This is a genomic window from Henriciella sp. (genome assembly GCF_029936995.1).
In the GTDB taxonomy this organism is placed as follows: domain Bacteria; phylum Pseudomonadota; class Alphaproteobacteria; order Caulobacterales; family Hyphomonadaceae; genus Henriciella.
Map to the genome: position 1 here is coordinate 15994 of NZ_JAPYRE010000011.1, position 25644 is coordinate 41637.

Genomic DNA, 25644 nt, shown 5'->3' on the forward strand with positions numbered 1-25644 from the left:
ATGGAAAATTTCATCGAACCGAATATCCACCCCGTTCTCGTACATTTCACATATGCGCTCGGCATCTCGGCAGCCCTTGCCTATGTCGGCACACTTCTCCTGCCTGGCGGCCGCATGCGCGACAGCCTGCGCCCGGCGGCAGACTGGATGCTGGCATTCGCCTCCATCGCCGTCATCGCGACCATCGCAGCAGGTTTCCAGGCCTACTATAGCGTCGCGCATGACGGGCCATCGCATGAAGCGATGACGACGCATCGCAACTGGGCTGTCCCGAGCGGCCTTGCCCTGCTCGCGCTCGCAGCCTGGCGCTGGATCCGCAGGACCTCGGCACCGGGTGCGCTCTTCGCACTGGCCTCTATCGTCGTTGCAGGACTGCTGACCGTGACCGCCTGGTGGGGCGGAACCATTGTCTACAAATATGGTCTTGGTGTGCAGAGCCTGCCGGAAGCGAGCGGCCCGGGACACGATCATGATCATGGGGATGGCGCAGGTCATGGCGATTCCCAAGAGGCTTCAGAAACCGACGACCATCAGGACACAGATGGCACAACTGCCGCAGGCACGGCTGACCCTGAAGGTCATGGTGGCGATGGACATGATCACGATCATGGCTCCGCTGACCAATCTGATGAAACCGATGAAGAAACGGATGTGCCGGCTGGTCATGACAATTCCGACGGTCATCATGATGCTGCGCCGGCCTCGCCCGAAGAACAGGCCATTCTGGATATCATTGAAGCCGTCGAGACAGGCTGGGAGACCGGAAACGGCGAGCCGTTCCGCACTTATTTTCTGGACTGGGACGGGGCGAGATACTTCGAATCCGGGGGCGGAAACACTGGCCTTGATGACCTGGTCGAAAACCATGTCGAACCGGAGAAAGATGCAATACCCGACCTCGAACTGGGCTTCTCGAATATAGACGTCCACTTTGAAGACGACGGTTTCGCATGGGCCGTTGCAGACACCACGATCCAGGGCACACTCGCCGCCAGCGGTGACCAGCTCGACCGCAGGGGCAAGCAGACCTTGCTCTTTCGCAAGATCGATAAGGACTGGAAGGTCGTGCATACACATTCGTCCTCAAGAGCTTCCAGGCAATAGAACGTGGAAACGAAAACCAGTTCCGGAGCGGGCCCCGGGGGAGACCCGCTCTTCGGTGCAAACCATTTCACATTGCTGAGATGGTTCCTCGCCTGCGCCGTGGTCGTGGGTCATGCCTGGATGATACCGACAGGATACGAGCCCACACGGATACATGACTGGACCTTCAGTTATCTGGCTGTGAACGGGTTCTTCATCCTGTCGGGCCTGCTCATCGCCAAGAGCCTTTCGACACGGCGCAATATCGTGGGCTATGCCCGTTCAAGGCTACTGCGAATATATCCCGCTCTTATTCTGCTCATGGTCGCGCTTCTGGTCCTGTTCGGGCCGCTATTCGGAACCAGCCGTGGATTCGCCTATCTTGGTGAGGCAGAGCCCTGGGCTTATGCCGCCCGAGTCCTTCTTATGGGAGATCCGCTTACCGGCCCCGGTGGTGTCTTTCATGCGTCACCAGAACCGATCTTCAACGGGGCCCTCTGGACCATACGTTACGAAGTACTGGCCTATCTGTTTGCCGCGATCGGCTTTGCTGTTGGCATACTGAGGAACAGATGGCTTACAATTATCGTGCTTGCTGGCTCCCAGCTTATCTATTTCATTCTTCAGAATACGGCGCTCGCCACTTCCGCACCTGAAGGCATCATCTCCCTGTTCAGGTTTACGACCGCCTTCCTGATCGGCATGGCGCTCTGGCATTTTCCGAAGGCGCGATGCCCTACCCCTGTCGTACTCCTTGTTGCCCTTCTTGGTTTCCTTCTTCTCGGCTCGACCTCTCTCGGTGAATTATTCGCCAATCTGCTACTGGCCGCGTGCCTGATGAAAGCCGGGCTGGTTTCAAGTCCCTTCCCCCGCCTGGCGACGATGCCGGATTATTCCTATGGGATATATATCTGGCATTACCCTGTCCTTCAGAGTGTCCTGGTCCTGAACCCGGAAATACATCCGAGTATGCTTCTGGCCATCTCATCGCCGATTATCCTGCTTTTTGCAGGCTTGTCCTGGCATCTTGTCGAAAGGCCCGCGCTCAGGCTCAAACACTGGCGGCGGCTGTCCGGACGGCTGGCCGAATAGGGTCCCGGCGTATGGCTCAAAAAGGCTGCCCTGTCGCGACAGGGACCACGTCAGGCAGCGCGAGGCAAGCAGATTCGAGCGCTATTGAATATACCCCTATGGGGTATTATATTGCCGGCTCAGAATCGATCCTGGCGGCCTGACTCATCGAGAAGCGGTCAGGCTCGCTTATTGTCCACCTATCGCGGAGAGCCGAGCACCATGAGCCATCACGATCATAACCACCATTCCGGTCATGCCTGTCATCACCAGGCTCCGGCATCCGGGACCAAACCCGATGACGCCTATGACCATGTACCGCGGGACTATTCCGGCACGGTCTGGACCTGCCCGATGCACCCGCAGGTACGTGAGACGTCGAACACCGGCTGTCCAATCTGCGGCATGGCGCTGGAGCCGGAGACAGTAACCGCCGAACAGGATACAAGCGAACTCGACGACATGACGCGCCGCTTCTGGGTGGCGCTTGCCCTGTCAGCCCCCCTCCTCGCCTATACCATGGGCGAGATGATCCCCGGTAATCCGTTCAAGAACTGGATTGATCCTTCCTGGGGTGTCTGGCTGCAGGCCGGTCTGGCGACACCGGTCGTCCTCTGGGCTGGCGCCCCCTTCTTTGTACGTGGCTGGCAGTCGGTCAAACGGCGCAGCCTAAACATGTTCACACTGATCGCCATGGGTGTCGGCGTCGCCTACCTCTACTCGCTGGTTGCGACTTTTGCTCCCGGCATTTTTCCAGATTCCTTCAGAGGGCATGGAGGGACTGTCGCGGTCTATTACGAGGCGGCCGCCGTCATCGTCACACTCGTCCTGCTCGGACAGATGCTGGAACTTCGCGCGCGCAATGCGACCTCCGGGGCGATACGCGCGCTGCTTGAGCTTGCACCGCCGACCGCTCGCCGGGTCGCCGAAGATGGCAGCGACGAAGAGGTCGACCTTGCCGATGTAAAGGTTGGCGACCGCCTGCGCGTGCGCCCGGGCGAGAAAATCCCGGTCGATGGCGAGGTCATGGAAGGCCGCTCTTCGGTCGACGAATCCATGGTTACCGGCGAACCTCTCGCCGTAGAGAAAGCCGAAGGCGACCGCGTCACCGGCGGAACGGTCAACGGCACTGGCTCTCTGGTCATGCAGGCCACCCATGTCGGCGAGGATACGCTCCTGTCGCAGATTGTTCAGATGGTGGCGGCAGCCCAGCGATCGCGCGCGCCCATCCAGCGCCTCGTCGATGTTGTCTCGTCGATCTTCGTGCCCACAGTGATCGGTGTTGCACTCGTCACCTTTATTATCTGGGCTCTGTTCGGGCCGGACCCGGCCATGGCGTTTGCGATTGTGAATGCCGTCGCTGTCCTGATCATCGCCTGTCCGTGTGCGCTCGGCCTTGCAACGCCCATGTCGATCATGGTCGGCACAGGCAAGGGCGCGTCTAACGGCATCCTGATCAAGAATGCCGAAGCGCTGGAGACTTTCGAGAAGGTCGACACCATCGTGATCGACAAGACAGGGACACTGACGGTTGGCCGGCCGGAACTCGTCCGCGTTGAACCTGTAGAGGGCTTCGACGATACCTCTCTTCTCAGCCTCATCGCGGCGGTCGAACGGTCGAGTGAACACCCGCTTGCAGACGCCCTCCTTCGCGGCGCGGAGGCGAAGGGCGCGCCTCGAAAGGAGGCGAACGACTTCGAGTCCATTACCGGCGAAGGTGCTCAGGCGCGAGTAAACGGCCAGACTGTCGCCATTGGTAACCGAAAGATGATGGAGCGTATCGGCGGCTGGTCGGATACGCTTGGATCAAGTGCTGATGAATACCGCGCTGAAGGCCAGACGGTCATGTTCGTCGCGATAGATGGCAAACCCGCAGGACTGGTCGCCGTGGCCGACCCGGTAAAGGAAACCACACCTGAAGCCATCAGGCGTCTCCATACCGAGGGCCTCAAGATCGTCATGCTGACCGGCGACAGCGAAGGCACGGCCAGGGCCGTCGCCGCAAAGGTCGGTATCGACGAGGTCCATGCCGATGTGTCGCCCGAAGACAAGCACCGTATTATCTACGAGCTACAGCGATCAGGCGCCCGTGTCGCCATGTGCGGCGATGGCATCAATGACGCTCCCGCACTTGCGCAGGCCGATGTCGGTATTGCAATGGGGACCGGTACAGATGTCGCGATGGAAAGCGCCGGCGTTACGCTTGTGAAAGGCGACCTTATCGGTGTCGCAAAGGCGCGTGAACTCAGTCATGCGACAATGCGCAATATCCGCCAGAACCTGTTCTTCGCCTTCGTTTACAATTCGCTTGGCGTACCTGTCGCGGCCGGGATCCTCTATCCGTTCTTCGGCCTTCTGCTCAGCCCGATGATCGCGGCAGGAGCCATGAGCCTCAGCTCTGTCTCCGTGATCGGGAACGCGCTTCGGCTTAAAACGCTAAAACTCTGAGCTAGGGAATATGATCATGTCGAAAAACTTTGCGTTTGGAGTAGGCGGCCTCCTCGCCGTCGCAGCAATTGTTGCAGGTTGGATGCTCTTTTCAACGCCGCCACCTGCCAAAGCGCAGACAATGACCGTGCATAAGACACCCTGGTGCGGCTGTTGCACCGAGTGGGTCGATCACCTGCGTGACAACGGGTTCGACGTCGTCGTCAAGGAAGCAGAAGACCTCTCTCCGGTCAGGGCCGAGCTCGACGTTCCTGACCGCCTGATGAGCTGCCATACAGGTGAAATCGAGGGCTACGCCATCGAGGGTCACGTCCCGGCCGCGGAAATCGCCCGCTTGTTGAAGGAGAGACCTCAGGCGACTGGACTATCCGTGCCCGGCATGCCGCAAGGTTCTCCCGGCATGGAATCGTCCAATCCGCCGGACACCTACGATGTTGTGATCTTTTCTCCCGAGCAGACCGGCATCTATGCTTCGTATAGAGGCACACAAAAGCTTGCCGGTCCGGCAGACTGATGAGCTCGAAGGAATACAAACAAGGCTCGTTATCACTTGCAGGCACGGTCGCCATGGGGACCGGGGTTATGATTGGCGCCGGGATTTTTGCGCTCACCGGCCAGGTCGCCGAATTTGCAGGCGGCCTGTTTCCGCTGGCATTCCTGCTTGCCGCCATGGTCAGCGGGTTCAGCGCCTATTCCTATATCAAGGTGTCGAACAAATATCCAAGCGCTGGCGGTATCGCAATGATCCTGCATCGCGCTTTCGGTCCTTCCACCGTTACGGGCGGTGCGGCGCTGCTGATGGCTTTCTCCATGATCATCAATGAGAGCCTCGTCGCCCGGACCTTTGGCACCTACACTCTCCAGCTTTTCAGTATCGAGGGCGGGATTCTCGTGCCTGTCCTTGCGGTCGGACTGATCCTCGTAGCATTCGCCCTCAATGTTGCCGGCAATGATGTGATTGGCGGGGTTTCCAAGGTCACGGCCATACTGAAGATTGGAGGCATTCTGGTTTTTGCCATCGTGGCTCTGTGGGCGGCCGGTTTCAGCTTTCAGCCAGCGGAAAATGGTATCGCTGAGGGCAGCTCGGCGGGCGGATTTCTGGCCGGGACTGCGCTCGCTATTCTCGCGTATAAGGGCTTCACGACGATTACGAATAGCGGCGATGAAGTGAAGGATCCGAACCGCAATGTCGGTCGCGCGATCATGATTTCGCTGTCCATTTGCACTGTGGTTTACCTCTTGGTCTGCTTTGCAGTCGGCTCGACCCTTTCAGTGCCCGAAATTATCTCAGCGAAAGACTACGCCCTCGCCGAAGCGGCTCGCCCCGCACTCGGCAATTACGGACTCTGGTTCACCGTTGCGATAGCGATTATTGCCACCGCATCCGGTCTGCTTGCGAGCCTGTTTGCCGTGTCGAGAATGCTGGCCATGCTGACCGATATGAATCTCATCCCGCACAGACATTTCGGTATGCCGGGAACAATCCAGCGCCACACACTCGTCTATACGGTCGTTCTTGCCGGCTTGCTCGCGGCGTTTTTCGATCTCAGCCGCATCGCCTCACTCGGCGCGATCTTCTATCTCGTCATGGACATGATCATCCACTGGGGCGTCTTGCGCCACCTGCGAAAAGACGTGGGTGCGGCACCTGCCATCCTCGTGACAGCTCTCGTGCTGGACGCAGTCGCCCTCGGGGCGTTCCTGATCCTGAAATGGCAGGCCGATCCAACGATTATTCTTATCGCAATTGCAGGCATGACAACGGTGTTCGCCTTCGAACGATTCTTCCTCCGTCAAATGCGGACCCAAACATCCAGTGGCAGCGCTTCAGACGACCGCATGGATCCGTCATGACCGGGTCCATTCTCGTCGGTATTCTCACTTTCTGCCTCGCAAGCACGGTCCATTATTTTGCGCTGACTCGGCTGTACGGGGTAATCACGGCGCGATTGAACCCGGGATATCGGTCAATGCTGGCCGGCATTTGCGGTGCCGGCGCTGCGCACCTGCTCGAAGCCATGATTTACGCACTCAGCTTTGCCGTCATGGACGCAACTGGATTGGGCGGATTCAAAGGAGGTGACAGCGATGGTTTCATGGACATCTTCTATTTTTCGCTTGTAAATTACACATCCCTCGGTCTTGGAGACATTTACCCGACTGGGCACTCGCGCTTCCTGGCCGGACTTGAGTCTCTTAATGGATTTCTTCTCATCTCATGCTCGGCATCTTTGGTGTTTGTTCTGATGCACAAGAGTTTTAAGCAGGGCGATACGAAGTGAGTCGATCACACTCCAACCATCCGTAATCACGTAGCTTCAGCCGATATTCGTTGTCTTAAGAAATTTTGTTAGCGCGAAAATCGTAGTTTCTGAATTGAGACCGCTACGGCATCGGTGTAACCGGTTGTTCAAACGTTCCACGTGGCCTGATCAGCGTAACGTCTTGTCCATCCACCAGAACCTCTGCTGGCATTGGTTGGTTCAGAAATCCCACCGGGCTTGAACTCAATCCGTATGCCCCGGACTGCAAGATTGCGACTGTATCTCCAGGTCGCGGCGATGGCAGTATGGTTTTACGCCCATAAGTGTCCAGCGGTGTGCACAATGGGCCGACTACTTTTTGCGCCGTGTCATAAGCGTCGTTGAGGCGATTTGCCAGAATGACAGGATAATCTTTCTTAATGACCTGACCGAGATTGCCTGTTGCTGCAAGGTGGTGATGCATCCCCCCATCGGTGACTGTAAAACACTCCCCACGTGACGTTTTCACGGTGGTGACCCGAGTGGCATACAACCCCGACGGACCCGCTAGAAACCGTCCTGGCTCGATCATGAGTTTCACCGAACGCAAATGCCGATCCGCACGCATTTCCTCGCGCAGCAAACGTGCGCCTGATGCGACCACCTCAAGGTCCAGCGGCTTGTCGTTATGAAAGTACGGGATGCCGAGGCCGCCACCTAGGTCCACAGTTTCGATCCGTACCCCGCTCTTTATCAACCGTCGGGCCAACGAAACGCCATAATTCCATTGAGCGAGTAGCGTTTCAGCTTTCAATATCTGAGTTCCTGAAAATATATGCAGCCCCCTCAAAGAGAGATGGCTTGCGATTGAAATTTGTTCGATCGCTGCCCCTAAAAGCGACTCGTCTAAGCCGAACGCTGTCGCACCACCGCCCATGCGCATCGCCCCTCCCTGGACGCTCGCGTCCGGGTTAACGCGGACCGCAACGGACACAGTCTTTTTCGCCTGATCACATATTCTGCTCAATCGTTCGATCTCATCGAGGGACTCGACGTGGATTTCGCCAATTCCGCCATCGACAACATAGGAAAGTTCCTCGTCGGTTTTTCCGGGACCCGCGAACAATATTCTATCCGCCAGAGCCCCGGCCCGCACGGCGCGCACATATTCGCCTGCAGATGCAATTTCGAGGCCCGCACCCTCATTGCAGAAAACTTTGAGCACGGCAGGGTTCGGATTGGCTTTCACCGAAAAAAAGACATCGAAATCGCGCCCGACATGATTGCGCAGTAGCTTGAGCTGCCCGCGCATCGTCTTGGCACTGTAGACGTAAAGCGGGCTTCCAAATCGCGCGATCAAATCCGGCAGGGGATGTCCGTCCACAGACAATGCGCCATTTTCAACGCCCCAGTGGTTTGCAAGTAAGCTCAGTATAAGCGATTGAACTGGATGTGTCTCTTCCCTCGTCTGAGCCTGCATATCTAAATATTCCCGGCAGATTTCCGTTCATCAACCAATTGCTGGAGGTTCACTTTCCCGTTCGGGGTCAGGGGTAATTTTTCCAGCAGTTCAATCTCTTTTGGGATCATGTAAGACGGAAGAACATTGGAAAGCTCTTTAAGAATGGATCGTTTGTCGACTGGATCGCCTGAAATAGCGGTCGCCACGGCATGCAACCTTTGGCCAAGAATGTCGTCGGGCAATCCAAATACAGAAACGCTCGCAAACGCACCTGTCATCATCAAGGCATCCTCGACTTCGCTTTGACTAACGCGATAGCCCGACGTCTTGATCATTGCATCATCGCGCCCCACAAAATACAAGTATCCTTCCTCGTCGATACGCACCCGATCGCCGGAGTAGCAAACCATATCGACACCTGTATTGGCTTTCTTCAGGGGATTGGCTCGAATGACCTTGGCCGTCGCTTCGGGGCGACGCCAATAGCCCATGGATACCGTTGGTCCTCTGTGAACCAGAAGTCCGGATTCTCCTGGCTGTGCCAATTCACCATCGTCGCGGAGTACCATGATCTCGCATTCTGGAATGGCCTTCCCAATCGACCCTGGTCTTGATCTGATTTCGCCCGGCGGCAAGTAGGTTGACCTGAAGGCCTCTGTCAGCCCGTACATCAAGACAATGTCTGTATGCGGCAACCGCTGTTGCAGCTTTTCAACTGTGAGCTGCGGTACCGCCCCGCCACTATTCGTAAGATACCGCAGGCTCTTCAATGTTTCTCGTTTCAAGGAGGGTGCGCTCGCGAGGAGCAATGCCCAAACGGTTGGCACACCGGCCAGGCCAGTGATTTCATACTTGCGAACCGCCTGTGCGATGTCCTCTCCGAACCGAAAAGGAACCAACACAATGCTGGCATTCTGAGAAACGCTTGTCAGTAGCTGATTAAGGCCGTAATCGAAACTAAATGGCAAAACCGAAGCGAGCCGATCCGTGGACCGGATATTCAGATAATGGGAAACAATTCGGGTCCCCGCCAAGAGGTTGCGATGTGAGAGCATTACGCCTTTCGGACGCCCCGTTGACCCAGACGTGTAGAGAATTGCCGCGAGGTCCTCCCCGAGCTGAACATCGCCAGGGGCACTCTCTCCAGCATCCAAATCAAGCTCTTCGACGAATATGACATCGCACGCTTTGATATCTTCAATATCTGATGCAATGGCCTCGAACTTTTTCCTTGTGGTCAGTAAGAAACGCGCTTCGCAATCTACAAGGATATGATGAACCTGTGGGCCTTTCAGCAACATGTTTACTGGAACAATCACACCCTGGGCGGCGCTTACAGCGAAGACCGACCAACATTCAGCCAACACTTTTGGAAGATAGATCGCGCATCTCTCACCCGGCTTCAGGCCGCGCTTGTGAAGCTCGCCTGCGAGTGCCGCTGAACGGCATCGGAACATGCTATATGAAACGGTTTCTTCGCCTGCCAAAAGTGCAGGTTTTTCATCATCCTGATCCTGCCAAAGGAGATGATGCAACAGGTAGTTTGTCATTTATCCAGCTTCGAAATGACCAGCTCTGACAGCGCGCTGATCGTTTCCAAATTTTCGGGTACGAAGTCTTTATCCTCCATCTCGATATCAAAGCTTTCCTCAAGAAAGTTAACGAGCTCAATCGCTCCTAGCGAATCGATTTCGCCATCCTCTAGCAGTGGTGTTGTTGCATCTAATGAGGTGCCAACGAAAGCTGGAAAGCGCTCGAGAACAAACTGCTTGATCTGCACGCCAATCTCGAGGCTGGTCACAGTGGAACTGTCTTGCTCTGCGGTGTTTTCCTGGTTTCCGATCATCGTACCTTCCCTAGACTCCCAGCACCGGAACTTCTGAATAAAGATAGTTAATTTGGCGTTGCTGCCATTGGCCCTTCACGAATTTTGAGGTTACCCCCCAATCGAAAAAGGCAGATGGAAGCTCAGTCGAGACTGGAAAGTCCCCTTCCAAAACGAGAACTCCGGTCTTCAAAAGCTGCCGCGAAATACCGGGCAAGTTCGCTGCGATCAGTGCGGTATCGCGACAGTAAATTATCTCTGCACATCTGACAGCGCGTTTGCGCATTTTCGTTCGCAGCACAATCGGCGACACACCAGATGATGTTTGAATGCCCAGGACGATGCAGCCGAGCTTGACGTGATCAGTTAAAGCACGCGTCAAGCCTGGCTCATCCAAGAAGTATGGCATGGCTTCCGACATACCGAGCACTACCGGCCCTTTTCGTACCGCTTGAAGAGGCGTCCAAAAGCCAAGCTGCTGAACATGATATTCAGTGTAGCCAAGCCCTCGCAGCATTTGTTGCACCGGTGTGCTTGGCGTGAAGTCAGTGAACGTCTTTGTTTCGTCGTCACTCAGTCGTTTTAGCACAAAAGGCGCAAAGGCGCGGTACTTCTCTCTCACATACCAAGACGAAAAGTTGACCTGTTGGTCTGCCGCCCACGTTTCGGGCGTTCTGAACGTCAGAAGAACGCTATGCGCATCGCCGTTTTTATCGACGGTCAGAATTCCCAAGGGTTCCGCGAAAGGGTCTCCGACAAGTTCGGACCACCGGTTTAGACCGGCGTTCCAGAAGCTTGCATCACGGCCTGGGAATCCCTCACACAAAAGTGAAACCGCTTCGGGCCAGTTCTCCCTCGAGATTTGGTGATGCTGCATGAAACTCAAGCCTCCACATTCCAGGCCGAAATGGCATCATTTCCGCCACCGCAACACGCAGGATCCATGCCAAGCGCTTACGTTAAGAATTGTACGGAAAAACGCGCTTTGAAAAGTATCTGTCAAAGCAGCTTTTGAGGCCGGCCTGACTTGGCTTGACACTGACGATTTCTAGGCAACTCCAGTAAATGGCATTAGCGCCCGCATGAACGGACAAATTCTCTTCGTTGGCAGCTCAGGTTTTCCGGAAAAATAAAATGTGCGAAGCTCGGGAAATCAACCGGCCTGGCTATCGCAAGATGTTGCAGAATGTCTCTCTGGCATTCCTGTTCTATGATATCGGGGTGCCGGTGGCCGCGACAGGATTGCTTTATCCTGTCTGGGCAATGATTGCGACGGCCGCCAGCGTGACCGCGTGCTTCGTCAACTCACTTCACGGTCAGTCACGCCTGTTCTTTGACGCAATCCTGAGTGTCCGCCGGCCAGTACGCAGATCAAGAGGCCTCACGGCCTGATCGTCTGCATCATTGGTTTCGGGTTCGCCTGCCTTTCAGGGCGCTAGAAATTTCACTCCAGCTTCGTGTGTCCGGATTTTCTTCAGTTCAGGAATTATCGGAACCCTCTGCAGGTATCCACCGTTGCTGTCCATATAATACCCCACCGCCGTATAAGGAGGACGCAGAATGGAAATGAAAACCAGCTACTGGCGATTTGCCGCGATGATCGCAACCTCGACCATCGTGATGCTCGGCCTGATGTATCTCAATACGTATGCGTGGGAACATGTTCGCTGGAGCGAAACCCGCTTCTACATGGCCTTCATCATGGGCGCAGCGATGGCCGTCGTGATGCTGAGTTTCATGCTGCACATGTACAAGGACAGCAAGATCAACATCGGCATCTATGCCGGGGCAGTGATCATGTTCGTGCTGGCCCTCTGGCTCGTGCGAAGCCAGGCAACCGTAGAGGACCGGTCCTATATGAAAGCCATGATCCCGCACCACTCCATCGCAATCATGACCAGTGAGCGTGCGAATATCGATGATGTGCGGGTAAGGGAACTTGCCAATGAGATCATTACGGCGCAACGCCGGGAGATCAAGGAGATGGAATGGTTGATCAACGATATCGCGGAGAATGGTGCAGCCGAGACTGAAAATGAAGCCGGCGCCCGTCCGGTGCCTGCGTTTGAAGGCCAACTTGATCCCGCGAAACCGGCAGGAAGCGATGTGATCGAGGAATAATATCGATGTCCCAGATAGCCGGCAAGAAAGCCATTCTCTATCGCATGGTGATGGATGACCACCTCTGTCCTTTTGGCCTGAAGTCCAGATGGCTCCTCAGGCGAAAAGGCTTTGAGGTTGAAGACCATCATCTTGAGACGCGCGAACAAACGGATGCCTTCCAGCGCGAACACAATGTCGACACCACACCCCAGACTTTTATCGATGGCGAGCGTGTCGGCGGTTATGAAGAGCTTCGTGAGCGCTTCACCAACTACTGCAAGGACTCGGCTAAAAAGACCTACACGCCTGTCCTGGTCATTTTCGGCATCAGTGCCCTGATGGCGCTTATGGTTGCCTGGGGAACGATCGGCAATCTTCTCACGATCCGGACCGTCGAGTTATTCGCCGCCTTCGCAATGACCTTGCTCGCGGTCCAGAAGCTTCAGGATATAGAGAGCTTTTCGACCATGTTCCTGAACTATGATCTCCTGGCTCAGAAACAGGTGTCATACGGGTACATTTATCCTGTCGGCGAGGCGGCCGCTGGTGTGCTGATGATCGCTGGTGGAGTATTGGGCCTGATTGGCGCCCCCATCGCCCTCTTCATCGGTACAGTTGGAGCCATATCGGTTTTCAAGGCGGTCTATATCGACAAGCGTGACCTCAAATGCGCCTGTGTTGGCGGTAACTCAAATGTCCCGCTCGGTTTCATCTCGCTTTCGGAGAACCTCGTCATGATGGCCATGGGGCTGTGGATGCCAGCAAAGGCGCTGCTGCTGGGGTAGGCCCGGCTATGTTGGCTGTAACGCGCTGCTGGCTCTCCGGGGCAGCGGCGTTTCGTTCGATGTCAATTCGCACCGGCCCCCGTCAGGGTTGTTGCAGCCGCGATTGCCAGAATGACGCCCGTGAACAGGAGCCCATCAAAGGCGAGTATCCAGCGCAAGATCGCACGGGCATTTGGTGCCTGCTCTTGCAGTTGTCCGGTCATCCAGGCCTTGTTGACGGCGCCAAGTCCGAGCGCACAGGTCGCAAGCAGGAGTTTCGCGATCAGGAGCTGTCCGTATGGCTCAGTCACGAGGGCTTCGAATGATCCGGTGAGCCGCCAGGCTAGCCACAAGCCACTCGCAAACAATACCGGCACACACCATACAGCAACACGGCTGAAACGCTGCATACGCAGCACCAGAGCATCGTTCGGCCTGACGGTCTGTGGCCACAGTGTGAAGGGCGCGGTTACCCAGAACGCAGCTATGGCGACATGCAGCGATACAAGTAGCGGATTGAACCCCGGCGAATCCAGGCCTTGCGTATGACCGCCAAGACCAGTGCCCGCAACAATTAGCATTGCACCGGCAGCCAGAAGCGGCCGCCATTGCGTAGAAGCGCCCGCCAGAAGCGCGATCACGCCGGCACCCTGAGCAAGAATTTGATTTCTGTTGGGTGCCCAGATCCAGCCGAACATGTCAAAATCAAAGGTTCTGGAAAGCCCTCCAGCGAGTTCGGCGTTCAGCAAGACGAGCCGAAGTGCGATCGTGACCGCGAGTAGCAGCGCCAGGCCAATAATCCACTTGCGATAGTCCGTGCGGAAAAGAAGCGCGTGAGAAGTGAGGCCTGCAGCGCCCAGCAGCCCTGCATAGAGCCCGGCCTTCACTGCGAACGAGAGACTCTCCAGCAAGGCGTCAGCCTGCTATGGTGAAATCGATTTCTCCCTGCATGACGTGACCATCCTTGGCCACCGCCCGCCATTTCAGAACATAGGAGCCTGTGTCCAGTGCAGGCAGTGGGACTGAAAATTGCTCATTCATCTGCTGCGGACGTTTGAACGATAGATCTATCGCTTCACCCTCAGACGTTTCTAGTTCAAGGCTGGCGAGTCCGACTTCCTTGCCGAATGAGAACTCAAAAGCTTCTGGAGCAGCCGCAAGTTCCGCGCCCTCCTCAATATTCGAAGAGGCAATCATCGTGTGAGCCGAGGCAGGCAGCGCCGACATTAAAAAGACAGGCGCAGCCGCAAGAATATGCAGAATTTTCATGAGGGCCTCTGGATTCGATTAACGAAGACACCCTATATCTATACCCGGTATAGGGTCTTAACAATGCAGCCAGACACAAAAGACGCAGCGATAAGACGACTCTCCCGTATCGAGGGGCAGGTTCGCGGTATATCGAAGATGGTTTCCGAGGACCGGTATTGTATTGACGTTATTCGCCAGGTTCAGGCCGTCAAGGCGGCACTGGCCGGTCTCGAGACCATCGTTCTCGATGATCACATATCAACCTGTGTCGATCATGCCCTTACGGGAAGCAACGTCGATGACCGGCGGGAAAAAGTCGAAGAACTGGTCGCAGTCCTGGGCGGGCGTAAGAAATGATGCCTGGCCAGAGTATGATACAAGACTATATCAAGATTTGCAGGATAAGTTGACCGGCATATGAAAATCTGGACGCGCCTGATGATGATCTTTGCAGCTGCCTTTCTGGCAGCGCAACCGGTCATGGCCTGTCCATTAATGCTGAGTGCTGCTGGCACAGCGTCAGCTACAGTTAATGCCGGCCATCCCTGTAGTGAAATGGTCATGAGCGAGGCAGGCACGACCGGCCAGCAGGAAGACCCGTCGTCAGATTGTCCGGCGGGCTATGATTGCGCGCCGATGCTGATACAGGCTCAATCCGACGCCAATCCGCCCGCCATTTCAGTCGCCCCAGAACCCGTTTTCATTGCCCTTGTTGCCGCCCCATACATCAACTTCCCGCCCGAGCGCCGCGTTCTCAAGACCGGCCCTCCGCCGGGCCACGATTTTCCCCTCTTTACACCCGTTACCCTGAAACAGCGTCTCCTGAATTGAGAGCGATGACCTCCGGTGGCCTGAAAACCACCTGGATCATCGTTTCAGACAATTCAGGAAGACCCGTTTCATCATGTCAAAAATGTTCAGGAGCCTGCTGGCGACCGCGTTTATGTCGGTTGTGCTGGCGAAAGGCGCCCACGCCCAGAGCTTCGAGGATCTGGAATCCCGTCTCTGGAGCCACCCGAGCCTGACTGCTCTCGGCTACGAAGCCGAAGCTGATCGCGAACGCGCCACTGCGGCCACAGCCCTGCCCGATCCGGTGATTTCGGTCGGCATCAACAATTTCCCGATCTTCGATCCGTCATTCGACAGCTACCTGCCGACCAACAAGGCAGTCGGCATCCGGCAGCAATTTCCAAGCCTTGCGGGCCGGGAAGCCCGTGCAGGTGAAGCCCGCGCAATGTCGGCACAGACCGAAGCAGTCCGCGATGCCCGCTACGCCGCATTGCGTGCAGAACTCATCACCCTTCTCGCTGAAAAGAGAAGAATAGCCGAACAGAGAACTTTCGCCGACGCGCGAAACGCCAAATATGACGAGCTCACTGGTGTTGTCGAAGCAGAGATCGATGCGGGCCGTCCGGCGGTTTACCGCCTCGCCGAAATCGAGAGTGAGCGCGCAGAGGTTGCCCGAACGCTTGTCGATCTCGACCGGCAGGAAGCCGAAACCGATGCACAACTCGGCGATCTTGTTGGCCTTGTGCCTTCAACCGGTGTTCCAGCCCTTAATGAGACAGACTGGTCTGGCGCAGCCCTGGAGTTTCATGCCGTGCGCGTCGCAGATGCCGCTCTGCGGGTCACCGGTTACGGTGTCGATGAGGCACGATCGGAATGGAAACCCGAATGGGGCGCCCAACTCACCTATCAACAACGTGATGAAGGCGCGACGTTCGCCGGCGATGACTGGGTCTCCGGCATGGTGACATTCACCGTGCCACTCTGGGCGGAAAAGAAACAGGCACCAAATCTGAGGGCTGCAAAAGCCAGGCAGGCCAGCGCCGAACAACGTTATCAGGCCGCAGCGCGGACGGCAGCAGCCCAGTACGCATCGCAGGATGCGGTCATCAGATCGGCCGCCGCCAGTATCGACGTGCTGAATGGCAAGATCGCCGCTGTCGAGGACGAAGTCGAGGCGCAGCTGATTACCTATGAGTCCGGTGTCGGTGGCTATGCGCCGATCATCGATGGCGAAATCGCGATCCTGAAACTCCGTGCCGAAATCGAAACCGAAAAGGCCCGTAAGGCTTCAGCGATTGCACGCCTCAACGCGCTCCTGGTGACACAATGACAAAGACACTTCTGATCATGGGCGCGGCGTCCGCTACCCTCTTCCTCACCGCATGCGGCGGATCCACCGGGGCGACCAGCGGCCCGGCCGAAACAATGACCACTGCGGGCGAGACGCAGCAATACACCTGTCCCATGCACCCGCATTATATATCGACCGATCCGGACGGCACCTGCCCGATCTGCGGCATGGACCTTGTTCCCGCTGACAAGACGCAGGCACCCGCAGGACAGAAGGGCGAAATCCTTTACTACAAACACCCCATGGGCAAGCCGGACACCTCGCCTGTCCCGAAGAAGGATTCCATGGGCATGGATTATATCCCGGTCTATGCCGATGATGCAGGTTCGGGCGTATCGGTTTCACCTGAGATGATCCAGACCATGGGGATCAGGATGGCCCCGGCAGAAATCAGCGATTTCAGCCGGGTGCTGAGAGCCTTCGGCACGGTCGAGACCAATGAACGGCTGGAGAATGTGACGGTCTCGCGGCTCGAAGGATGGATCGAGGATCTCGCCGTCAATGCCGAGGGCGACACGGTACGTCCCGGCAGCCTTCTCTACCGGGTCTACAGTCCGGACCTTATCGCAGCCCAGAAGGAGTATCTGAACTCTTTCGAAATCGGCAACGAGGCGCGCATTGCTTCGGTTCGCCAGCGCCTGCGCTCGCTTGGCATGCAGAATGCCGCCATCGATCGGCTGACAGAAACCCGTCAGGTGATCGAGCGAGTCCCGGTCTATGCGGAAGCTGGTGGCACGGTGGCTGAACTCCAGGTCCGCAATGGCGATTATGTCAAACCCGGTACACCGATCCTGCGCTTGCAATCCTATGCCGGTGTCTGGGTCATTGCTTCGGTGCCGGAGAGCGACCTTCCGCTGGTCGATACGGGCATGCCGGTCCAGCTCGACTTTCCGAGCGCGCCCGATGCGCCTGGCGATGGCCGTATCGACTACATCTACCCGACCATAGACCCGAAAACCCGCACAGCCGAGGTCCGGATCGAGGTGGACAATGCCTCTGGCTATCTTCGTCCGGGCGCATATGCGGACATAAGCCTGAATATCGGGGGCCGCCCGCGGCTGTCGGTTCCCAGTGAAGCTATCCTGCTCGGCAGCGAGGGCGCCCGCGTCGTCATCGCCGAGGGCAATGGCCGCTTCTCCGGACGCGCGGTCAAAACCGGTATTTCGGCCAATAGCCGGACTGAAATCCTGTCGGGTCTGGAAAGCGGTGACATGGTCGTTGCCAGCGGGCAGTTCCTGCTCGACAGCGAAGCCAACCTGAAAGAAGGCCTCGCCAAACTGGAGGCACCAGAAGCCACATCAGTCGATCCGGAAACACCGCTCTCCGAGATTCCCGTGGACGATCAGGCGCTCGCTGAAATCGATCATTTCACGGACATGGCCCTCTATTTCCACGAGGCCCTGACGGACGATTACGATATCGACCCTCTTTTTGTTGACCCGGCAATCGCCCTCGCGCCTGTCCTGCAAAACCGGTTCGCCAATACGAAGCTCACGCCTGTCATACAGGCATCGGAAGCCGCGCTGGTTGCCGCCCGCAACTCCAGCGGCGAAAACGCCCTCGCCACACACCTCGCCCAACTCGTGAGTGCACTCAAACCCTGGCTGCTGGAAGGCGCCCCCCAACATTACCGCGACGCCGGCCTCACGCTTTATCGCGACAAGGCAACCGGACATTACTGGCTTCAGGAAAATGGCGCAGTATCCAATCCCTACAGCGCAGATGGGGAAGAAAAGATCGACTGGCCTGACCCGATGGCCGGTATGCCGATGAACACCAATGGCAACGAAACCGGCTCTGACCAAGCCTCCAACAATTCGGAGGACGGACATGACTGAGCATAATTCAGAAGAACTGGCCGGGCACGACCCTTCAAAGTCCTGGGTTGCGAAACTCATTTCCTGGTCTGTGTATAATCAGCTCATCGTCCTGATGCTGGCCGCCGCGCTGGCTGTGACGGGCTGGATGGCCATTCAGCGCACACCCTTGGATGCCGTACCGGACCTCACCGATACACAGGTCATCATCCGGACCGATTTTCCGGGACAGAGCCCGCAGATCGTCGAGGATCTCGTCACCTATCCCCTCTCCACCAACCTTCTCGGCCTGCCGAGGACAAAGGATGTCCGCGGCTCATCCATGTTCGGGACCAGCTTTGTCTATGTGATCTTTGAAGACGATGTCGACATGTACTGGGCCCGTTCACGTGTTCTGGAAGCGCTTTCCCGGCTGGGGTCGGACTTGCCGGACGGGGCTGTGCCTCAGATCGGGCCTGACGCAACAGGCGTCGGCTGGGTCTACCAGTATGCCCTGGTCGACAAGACGGGCAACACCGATCTCGCCGAATTGCGCTCGCTGCAGGACTGGTTTCTGAAGCTCGAACTTGCCGGTGTGGAAGGGGTCGCCGAAGTCGCTTCCGTCGGCGGCTTTGTCCGCGAATATCAGGTCCTTCTCGATCCCAATCGTCTGCGTAGTTACGACCTGTCGATCACCCGTATCCGTGACGCCGTTCGTGCAGCCTCGAGCGAGGTCGGCGGCCGCGTGCTCGAACAGGGTGAAACCGAATATGTGATCCGCTCATCGGGCTATGTCGACGAGAAACCCGATCTCGAACAGGTCGTTGTCAAGGCCGAAGACGGCACGCCCGTGCAGTTGAGTGATGTGGCCCGGATCGTAGAAGGCCCGGCGCTGCGGCGCGGCATCGTCGAGCTCAATGGTGAGGGTGAAACCGTTTCCGGAATCGTCGTGATGCGCGATGGCGAGAATGCACTCTCGGTAATCGACCGTGTGAAGGAGAAACTCGACAGTCTCCAGCGCGGCCTGCCTGAAGGCGTCGAGATCGTCACTGTCTATGACCGTGCGCCGCTCATCGAAGGCTCTGTCGACTATCTGAAAGACAAGCTGATCGAGGAAGGAATCGCGGTCGCGCTGGTTATCCTGATCTTTCTCCTGCATGTGCGCTCGTCTCTGGTCGCCATCATCACCCTGCCGCTGGGGGTGCTCGGGGCTTTCCTTATCATGTCCTGGCAGGGGGTCACCGCGAACATCATGTCGCTTGGCGGCATTGCCATCGCAATCGGCGCAATGGTCGACGCCGCGATCGTGCTCGTCGAGAATGCCAGCCGGAGGCTGGCGGACCTCGGACCGAAGCCCGATCCCAGAGTGCGCCGTCAGGCCCTTGTCGAGTCCGCGCAGGAAGTCGGTCCCGGCATTTTCTTCTCCCTCCTGATTATCACCGTATCCTTCCTTCCGGTTTTCGCCCTGACCGGCCAGAGCTTCCGTCTTTTCAGTCCGCTTGCCTACACCAAGACCTATGCGATGGCGTTTGCCGCCATCCTGTCGGTGACCCTCGTCCCGGTCCTGATGCTCTATCTGATGCGGGGCCGGTTCCGGCGTGAAGAGGCCAACCCTCTAAATGCCTTCTTCGTCTGGGCCTACAAGCCGGTGCTCCACCTGGCCTTGCGGTTCAAGTGGGTCACGGTCGCCGTTGCGCTAGCGCTCACGGCAAGCGTCATTGTGCCGGTCCAGCGGATCGGCTCGGAGTTCATGCCAGCCCTCTATGAAGGCGAACTTCTCTACATGCCAACCACCCTGCCCGGCGTATCCTCAACCAAGATGCGCGAAATCCTCGGCCAGACGAACCGGGTGATCGAAACCGTGCCGGAAGTGGAGCGTGTCTTCGGCAAGGCGGGCCGCGCCGATACAGCAACCGATCCGGCGCCTCTGACCATGATCGAGACATGGATCAAGCTCAAACCCAAAGAAGACTGGCGGCCTGGCATAACGGTCGATGACATCACTGATGAACTCGATGCGAAACTGCAGATGCCCGGCCTCGTCAATTCATGGGGTTACCCGATCAAGATCCGCATGGACATGGTTTCGACAGGCGTGCGTACGCCTATCGGAATCAAGGTTACGGGCGATGATCTGACAGAAATCGAGACCATTGCCCGGGACATTGAATCGGCCGTTTCGGAGGTTCCCGGAACACGCTCGGCCTTCGCCGACCGGGTCATGGGCGGCAAGTATCTGGAGGTCACGCCTGACCGCGGCGAACTCGCCCGGCGCAATATCGACATGGCTGTGTTCCAGTCCGTGGTCCAGACGGCCCTTGGCGGAATGACCCTGTCCCAGTCGGTCGAGGGCCGCGAACGCTATGATATCATCCTGCGCTATGACAGGCCGTATCGCGAGACCGTTGGCGACCTGCAGGAGATACTCGTGCCCGCACCGAGCGGAGCACACATTCCACTCAGCGAACTGGCCGACATCTCCTATACCGAAGGCCCACCGATGATCCGTTCGGAGAATGCCCGCCTGACCGGCTGGGTTTTCGTCGATATCGCCGACCGGGACATGGGCAGCTATGTGGCAGAGGCCAGGCAGGTGATTGCCGAGGCAGTCGACCTGCCTGCCGGCTATGCGGTGGAGTTCTCCGGCCAGTATGAACAGATGCAGGCCGCCAATGCGCGGCTTAAGATTGCCATTCCGGCCGCCATCGCGCTCATCTTCCTGCTCCTGATGCTGCATTTCGGGAGGGTAGACCGGACCCTGATCATCATGGCCAGCCTGCCATTCGGCCTGATCGGCGGGATGTGGGCTGTCTGGCTGGCCGGCTATAATCTGTCCGTGGCCGTGGCCGTTGGCTTCATCGCGCTCGGCGGCATCGCTGTCGAGACCGCCGTTGTCATGCTGCTCTATATCGATAGCGAAGTCCGCAAGGCGAAGCCTTCCGACAGGCCCCAGCTTTTCGCAGCTGTCAGCAAGGGGGCGGCGATGCGGGTCAGGCCGAAACTCATGACGGTCACGACCATCTTCGCAGGCCTTGCGCCGATCTTTCTGACCGATGGTCTCGGGTCGGATGTCATGCGCCGGATCGCCCTGCCCATGCTTGGTGGCATGGCCTCCACACTCGTCCTGACCCTGATCGTGATCCCCGCCATCTATTACATCCGGGTCGGATTACAGCTCCCATCAGATCGCCACCCGGCCGAACCGGATGACCGGTCCGGCTCATTCACCCCCAAAGGAGAAACCTCATGACCAGACACTTACTGAAAATATCGCTTGTCATCCCACTACTAACGGGTGGGGCGCTCCTGCCAGCCGCCGCACAGGAGCGTGCACCAGACAGGATGATGATGGATGGCGGCATGATGGGCTGCGGCCTGTTCGGCATGATCCTCATGCTGCTTGCCGTGCTTCTCCTCGTCCTCGGGATCGCTGCTCTCATCAAATATCTGAGATCGAAATAGTCCCACGCATCCATTCACCCCATTCCCCCGTCCCGGCGCGCATCGGGGGCACCTGTTGAAAGCCGCGTCAGACCACTCAACGAAGGAACGAAACGATGAACAATCTGATCAGAAAAACGACAGCAACAGGCGCAATTATGGCATTTGCGCTTATCGGCCCGGCCCTCGCCCAGGAAGCCGACATGAAAATGGACAATATGAAAGATAAAGGCATGTCCGGCATGAGTTGCTGCGACGGGATGGCCCCCGGCTTCGGCACCATCAACAGTGTCGATCTCGAAGCCGGAACCGTCAATATTTCGCACGATCCGATCAAGAAGATCGGCTGGGGTGAGATGACCATGGATTTCGATGTCGGAGACATGGTCGCGCTCGATAAGTTCGAGAAGGGCGACAATGTCCATTTCATGCTCAGGGAAGACGGCAGCGAAACCTACAACATCGCCATGATGATGCCGATCGGGGGCGATCCGGACGCCTTCAAGCAATCCATGATGGCGATGATGCAAGGCAGCAGCATGATGGGCAGTGGAATGATGGGCTGCGACGGAATGGGCGAATCTGAGTCCATGTCCGGCAAGGACCATAGTGACGCCGACCACTAGGTGTGCCGGAAACGAACCCATAGCAAACGAACGTTCCGGCTGCGGCCCACAGCCGGAACGCCTGTACCTGCAACCTACTCACCAGGAAAGTCACATGACACAAGGAATTCTGAGTACCTTCCTGCTGCTAGGCTCCATTGCCCTGACAGCCTGCAGCGACCCCGAAAGTACGACCTCTCGCGTATCCGGCAATGCGGACCTGACCCGTCCAGAACCGGTGCAGAACGCGGAGGATACCAGCGATGGCGAAACAGGGCGTGCCACTGGCACGATCACATCCCTTGATCACGGCGGCGACCGGGTCACGATCGATCACGGCCCCTTCGAAGGAATCGGCATGGGTGCCATGACCATGAGTTTTGACATGATGGGCGGTGCTGATCTGACAGGCCTCACTGAAGGTGAGCAAGTAACCTTCAGGGTCAAGCGCGGCCGAGATGGATCTTACCGTGTGATGGAGATCTGCAGCATCGCCGCGAACGGCCCCAGCTGCCTGGGCCCTCAAGCACGTACGCCGGATCACTAATGCGCACGCTCCGGTGCCATCCTCAATCGCGCTACGGGAATGAACACAATGACAAGAACGAAAATAACACAAACATTGAAAGAGGATGGTCTGCCCGGCCTTATACGCCGCGTTCATGCTGGCCTCGTCTTCAGATACCATGAGATCTATAATTCAAGGTTCGACAAGGCACATGCGATAGACACAAGAACCTCTGTCGCTCTTGAAACGCTTGATTTTGAGCACCGCCACAAATCCCATGCAATCGACTATGAGCCGACCCCGATAAAACTGGTCGAGGCACTGCTGAAACCCAGCCATGTTCGCGCCCGTTCAACAACATTTCTGGATCTGGGATGTGGTAAGGGACGCGTTCTGCTCAAGGCGGCAGAGCTCGGGTTCGATCAACTGGTCGGTGTGGAGTTCGCCAGCGAAATCGCTGATACGGCGAGACAGAATCTCGAGCAGGTCTTCAAATCGTCGACCGGGGTATCGTGGACGGTCGTCAGCCAGGATGCGGCCACCTACAGCCCGCCCAGGAGTGATCTGGTCATCTTTCTGTATAACCCTTTCACGCACCCCGTAATGGAAGGGGTCGTAAACTGGATCGAAGCTCACATTGATCGCGGCTATCGCGTCGAAGTCATCTACTACAATTCACAGTGCCGATCATTATTTGACGACTGCAACCGGTTGAAGGCGGTACCGTTTCCATGGCTCGCAAAACTCCAGTTACGCTTCCTGAGCTGGCACGCCGCCGCCAAATATGTATCCGTCGCGGGTCCCGGAGATGACGTGTAATGAGGAAAGGAGGACCTGTCTGTGTCGACATCCTTCCTTCCGCTAGTCTCGGGCACAGCTCTATGCTGGATATGGATTGAGTGTATTGCCCGAACATCCCGTTCAACACCTTTTCCCAAACTGTCAGCACTTGCCAGAGGGCCTGCGCCGCCAGTTTGTAACCCGCATGCGAAGCCTGGATCGTTCAGACGGGCATACGTGGTCCAAGAACAATAATCGCCGCCCCGGTCAGACAGGTTACCACACCTATCATATCCCAGCGATCGGGTCGTACGCCTTCAACGGTCCACAGCCAGATGAGGGAGGTGGTTATATAGACACCGCCATAGGCCGCATAGGCGCGTCCGGCTGCGGACGTCTCGACCAGCGTCAACAACCATGCAAATACCATGAGAGATGCAATCCCCGGCACGAGCCATAGTGCGGACTTCCCGAGCCGCAGCCAGGCCCAGAATGCAAAACAACCCGCGATCTCGGCGACCGCAGCGCCGATATAGATCATAAATGTCATTCGAATATCCATGTCAGTGACGTTATCGGATCTGGGAGGCTGGCGAGACCTGGCTGTCGTTCAGAGCCGGTCTCAGCCCGCGCAGCACGAAAGGTGCGCCACGTCCTTGTCGAAAGTCTGCGCCGCAAGCTTCAACCCTTCGACAGTGGTCAGATATGGGAAGATTGTCTCAGCAAGCGCCTTGGCTGTCATACCGAACTTCAAAGCCATGGCGAGTGTCTGGATCGTATCAGAGCCTTCGGGTGCTGCGATCTGGCCACCCAGCAAGCGGTCGGTTTCTGCATCGGCAACAAGCTTGATGACGCCGCGGGTATCGCGAGCGGCGGCTGCCCGTGCCACATTCTCAAGCTTCAGAACACTGATCTTGACCTCGTGACCAGCCGCCTTCGCCTGAGATTCAGAAAGACCGACCCCGGCGATCTGAGGATCGGTGAAAACGACCCAGGGCATGACAGCACTGTCATAGCGCAGAGCCTCAAGTCCAAGCGCATTATTGACCGCCACCTTGGCACCATAGGCCGCCATATAGACGAACGGGTCACGGTCAGTGACATCACCCGCCGCCCAGACCCCGGGTCGCGTGGTGGCCATGTCGGAACCAATTCTGATCGACCCGCGCGCATTCGTTTCAATCCCCAGCTCGGCCAATCCGAGACCTCCCGTATTGGCCACTCGTCCGGCGGTGACAACCAGGCGCTCCGCGCTTAGCGTTTCCGTTCCAGCGCCGCGTTCGATGGCCAGCGTCACGGCGCCATCCACCTGCGCGACCGAGCGATAGACAAGCCCGGTCTCGACCACGACACCTTCGGCCTTCAGCGCTTCGGCCAGCGCGTCGGCCACGTCGGGCTCTGCACCAGGCAAGAGACGTGAACGGGTCACGAGCGTAACCTGCACCCCCAGGCGCGCGGCCATCTGTGCGAGTTCACAGCCAATATAGCCACCGCCAAGAACAATGATGCTCCCGGGACGTCTGGGCAGGGTCATCAGGGCGGTGGAATCGAGCGTGTCGACAGTCTCGATGCCTTCGATCAGTGGCAGGAATGGTCGCGAGCCTGTGGCGATCAGGATATGGCGAGCCGCAAGCACGCGGCCGCCAACCTCGACACCGCCCTCGATCAGTCGCGCCGGCCCCTCTTCAATATATGTAATGTTCTCGTAGACCGGCAGCAGGTCGACATATTTCTTCTGGCGCATCTCGTCGACCAGACCCGCCGTGCCTTTGACAAATGCCGACCAGTCCACGCTGTGCTCGCAGGGCTCGATGCCCGGAAACCGTGCTGCTGATCTGCCGCCATGCACCGCTTCGCCAGCCCGTATCATCGCCTTGGACGGCACGCAGCCTGTATTGACACAGGTGCCGCCAATGGTGCCATGGCCAACCATGGCCACACGGCTGCCGGCCTCCGCGGCGGTAATCGAAGCCGAAAACCCGGCCGAGCCTGCTCCTACGACAATGAGGTCATAGCTGTTGCCGCTGGCTGCACTGGGGGAACAGCACTCATCTGTCCTTAGGGTTTGGTCCATTGTTTCTTCCTTGGCTTAAGATTCGGTCTCGCAACGCGGCCTCGATCAAA

General features: G+C 57.4%; 25 protein-coding genes and 1 pseudogene. 18 read left to right on the top strand and 8 right to left on the bottom strand.

Going from position 1 to position 25644, the window contains the following annotated elements; all coding sequences use genetic code 11:
• The 6 genes from Q1K31_RS16100 (at window position 1) to Q1K31_RS16125 (ending at window position 6884) form a co-directional block, all read left to right on the top strand.
• Window positions 1-1104 (top strand): DUF2231 domain-containing protein, encoded by a 1104-nt coding sequence (locus Q1K31_RS16100; RefSeq protein ID WP_300381865.1) that lies wholly within the window; start codon window positions 1-3, stop codon window positions 1102-1104.
• Between the two features lie 3 nt (window positions 1105-1107).
• Window positions 1108-2175, top strand: coding sequence for an acyltransferase (locus Q1K31_RS16105; protein WP_300381868.1), 1068 nt, complete (start codon window positions 1108-1110; stop codon window positions 2173-2175).
• Between the two features lie 201 nt (window positions 2176-2376).
• The gene (locus tag Q1K31_RS16110; protein ID WP_300381871.1) at window positions 2377-4602 is read left to right on the top strand and encodes a copper-translocating P-type ATPase; all 2226 of its coding nucleotides are present in this window, start codon (window positions 2377-2379) and stop codon (window positions 4600-4602) included.
• A 121-nt stretch (window positions 4603-4723) separates the two neighbouring features.
• Window positions 4724-5116, top strand: coding sequence for a DUF411 domain-containing protein (locus tag Q1K31_RS16115; RefSeq protein WP_300381874.1), 393 nt, complete (start codon window positions 4724-4726; stop codon window positions 5114-5116).
• Complete coding sequence (locus tag Q1K31_RS16120; RefSeq protein WP_300381877.1) at window positions 5116-6456, top strand: APC family permease; 1341 nt, start codon at window positions 5116-5118, stop codon at window positions 6454-6456. Before Q1K31_RS16115 ends, Q1K31_RS16120 begins: the two co-directional genes overlap by 1 nt.
• Entirely contained in the window at window positions 6453-6884 is a 432-nt protein-coding gene (locus Q1K31_RS16125; protein WP_300381880.1) for an ion channel, read from the top strand. Before Q1K31_RS16120 ends, Q1K31_RS16125 begins: the two co-directional genes overlap by 4 nt.
• Before the next feature lie 103 nt (window positions 6885-6987).
• On the opposite strand, the gene Q1K31_RS16130 is transcribed toward Q1K31_RS16125, so the two are convergent.
• Genes Q1K31_RS16130 through Q1K31_RS16145 form a run of 4 tightly spaced genes read right to left on the bottom strand, consistent with a single transcriptional unit; the run spans window position 6988 to window position 11009 of the window.
• Window positions 6988-8325, bottom strand: coding sequence for a hypothetical protein (locus tag Q1K31_RS16130; RefSeq protein ID WP_300381883.1), 1338 nt, complete (start codon window positions 8323-8325; stop codon window positions 6988-6990).
• Between the two features lie 2 nt (window positions 8326-8327).
• Window positions 8328-9857, bottom strand: coding sequence for an AMP-binding protein (locus Q1K31_RS16135; RefSeq protein WP_300381886.1), 1530 nt, complete (start codon window positions 9855-9857; stop codon window positions 8328-8330).
• Complete coding sequence (locus Q1K31_RS16140) at window positions 9854-10153, bottom strand: acyl carrier protein (RefSeq protein ID WP_300381889.1); 300 nt, start codon at window positions 10151-10153, stop codon at window positions 9854-9856. The genes Q1K31_RS16135 and Q1K31_RS16140 overlap by 4 nt, the downstream gene beginning before the upstream one ends.
• A gap of 10 nt (window positions 10154-10163) precedes the next feature.
• Window positions 10164-11009 (bottom strand): hypothetical protein, encoded by an 846-nt coding sequence (locus Q1K31_RS16145; protein ID WP_300381892.1) that lies wholly within the window; start codon window positions 11007-11009, stop codon window positions 10164-10166.
• A 266-nt stretch (window positions 11010-11275) separates the two neighbouring features.
• On the opposite strand from Q1K31_RS16145, the pseudogene Q1K31_RS16150 reads away from it, so the two are divergent.
• The 3 genes and pseudogenes from Q1K31_RS16150 to Q1K31_RS16160 all read left to right on the top strand — a co-directional run.
• Window positions 11276-11524, top strand: a pseudogene (locus tag Q1K31_RS16150) (cation-transporting P-type ATPase); the annotation flags it as partial.
• 168 nt (window positions 11525-11692) lie between these two features.
• Window positions 11693-12253, top strand: a complete 561-nt coding sequence (locus tag Q1K31_RS16155) for a DUF305 domain-containing protein (RefSeq protein WP_300381898.1) — start codon at window positions 11693-11695, stop codon at window positions 12251-12253.
• A 5-nt stretch (window positions 12254-12258) separates the two neighbouring features.
• Complete coding sequence (locus Q1K31_RS16160) at window positions 12259-13020, top strand: glutaredoxin (protein ID WP_300381901.1); 762 nt, start codon at window positions 12259-12261, stop codon at window positions 13018-13020.
• 62 nt (window positions 13021-13082) lie between these two features.
• Here Q1K31_RS16160 and Q1K31_RS16165 read toward each other — a convergent pair whose 3' ends face one another.
• Together Q1K31_RS16165 and Q1K31_RS16170 are read right to left on the bottom strand one after the other, a co-directional pair.
• Window positions 13083-13910, bottom strand: a complete 828-nt coding sequence (locus tag Q1K31_RS16165) for a CopD family protein (protein WP_300381904.1) — start codon at window positions 13908-13910, stop codon at window positions 13083-13085.
• A gap of 4 nt (window positions 13911-13914) precedes the next feature.
• Window positions 13915-14268 carry a copper resistance CopC family protein gene (locus Q1K31_RS16170; protein WP_300381907.1) on the bottom strand — a complete coding sequence of 118 codons (354 nt, stop codon included), beginning with the start codon at window positions 14266-14268 and terminating at the stop codon, window positions 13915-13917.
• A 63-nt stretch (window positions 14269-14331) separates the two neighbouring features.
• Here Q1K31_RS16170 and Q1K31_RS16175 point away from each other — a divergent pair, with 63 nt between their 5' ends.
• The 9 genes from Q1K31_RS16175 (at window position 14332) to Q1K31_RS16215 (ending at window position 23559) form a co-directional block, all read left to right on the top strand.
• The gene (locus Q1K31_RS16175; protein WP_300381910.1) at window positions 14332-14607 is read left to right on the top strand and encodes a metal-sensitive transcriptional regulator; all 276 of its coding nucleotides are present in this window, start codon (window positions 14332-14334) and stop codon (window positions 14605-14607) included.
• 60 nt (window positions 14608-14667) lie between these two features.
• On the top strand, window positions 14668-15081 hold the full coding sequence (locus tag Q1K31_RS16180) for a hypothetical protein (RefSeq protein WP_300381913.1): 414 nt from the start codon (window positions 14668-14670) through the stop codon (window positions 15079-15081).
• Window positions 15082-15154: 73 nt separating this feature from the next.
• The gene (locus Q1K31_RS16185) at window positions 15155-16369 is read left to right on the top strand and encodes a TolC family protein (RefSeq protein WP_300381916.1); all 1215 of its coding nucleotides are present in this window, start codon (window positions 15155-15157) and stop codon (window positions 16367-16369) included.
• Window positions 16366-18228 carry an efflux RND transporter periplasmic adaptor subunit gene (locus Q1K31_RS16190; RefSeq protein WP_300381919.1) on the top strand — a complete coding sequence of 621 codons (1863 nt, stop codon included), beginning with the start codon at window positions 16366-16368 and terminating at the stop codon, window positions 18226-18228. Before Q1K31_RS16185 ends, Q1K31_RS16190 begins: the two co-directional genes overlap by 4 nt.
• The gene (locus Q1K31_RS16195; protein ID WP_300381922.1) at window positions 18221-21436 is read left to right on the top strand and encodes a CusA/CzcA family heavy metal efflux RND transporter; all 3216 of its coding nucleotides are present in this window, start codon (window positions 18221-18223) and stop codon (window positions 21434-21436) included. Before Q1K31_RS16190 ends, Q1K31_RS16195 begins: the two co-directional genes overlap by 8 nt.
• The gene (locus tag Q1K31_RS16200) at window positions 21433-21648 is read left to right on the top strand and encodes a hypothetical protein (protein ID WP_300381924.1); all 216 of its coding nucleotides are present in this window, start codon (window positions 21433-21435) and stop codon (window positions 21646-21648) included. Before Q1K31_RS16195 ends, Q1K31_RS16200 begins: the two co-directional genes overlap by 4 nt.
• Before the next feature lie 95 nt (window positions 21649-21743).
• Window positions 21744-22253 (top strand): copper-binding protein, encoded by a 510-nt coding sequence (locus tag Q1K31_RS16205; RefSeq protein ID WP_300381926.1) that lies wholly within the window; start codon window positions 21744-21746, stop codon window positions 22251-22253.
• A 94-nt stretch (window positions 22254-22347) separates the two neighbouring features.
• Window positions 22348-22779 carry a copper-binding protein gene (locus tag Q1K31_RS16210; RefSeq protein ID WP_300381928.1) on the top strand — a complete coding sequence of 144 codons (432 nt, stop codon included), beginning with the start codon at window positions 22348-22350 and terminating at the stop codon, window positions 22777-22779.
• A 48-nt stretch (window positions 22780-22827) separates the two neighbouring features.
• Window positions 22828-23559, top strand: a complete 732-nt coding sequence (locus tag Q1K31_RS16215; protein ID WP_300381930.1) for a methyltransferase domain-containing protein — start codon at window positions 22828-22830, stop codon at window positions 23557-23559.
• 184 nt (window positions 23560-23743) lie between these two features.
• On the opposite strand, the gene Q1K31_RS16220 is transcribed toward Q1K31_RS16215, so the two are convergent.
• Both Q1K31_RS16220 and merA read right to left on the bottom strand, forming a co-directional pair.
• On the bottom strand, window positions 23744-24070 hold the full coding sequence (locus Q1K31_RS16220; protein WP_300381932.1) for a YnfA family protein: 327 nt from the start codon (window positions 24068-24070) through the stop codon (window positions 23744-23746).
• A gap of 72 nt (window positions 24071-24142) precedes the next feature.
• Window positions 24143-25594: a mercury(II) reductase gene (gene merA / locus Q1K31_RS16225; RefSeq protein WP_300381934.1), complete on the bottom strand. Its 1452-nt coding sequence runs from the start codon at window positions 25592-25594 to the stop codon at window positions 24143-24145.
• Window positions 25595-25644 lie beyond the last annotated feature (50 nt).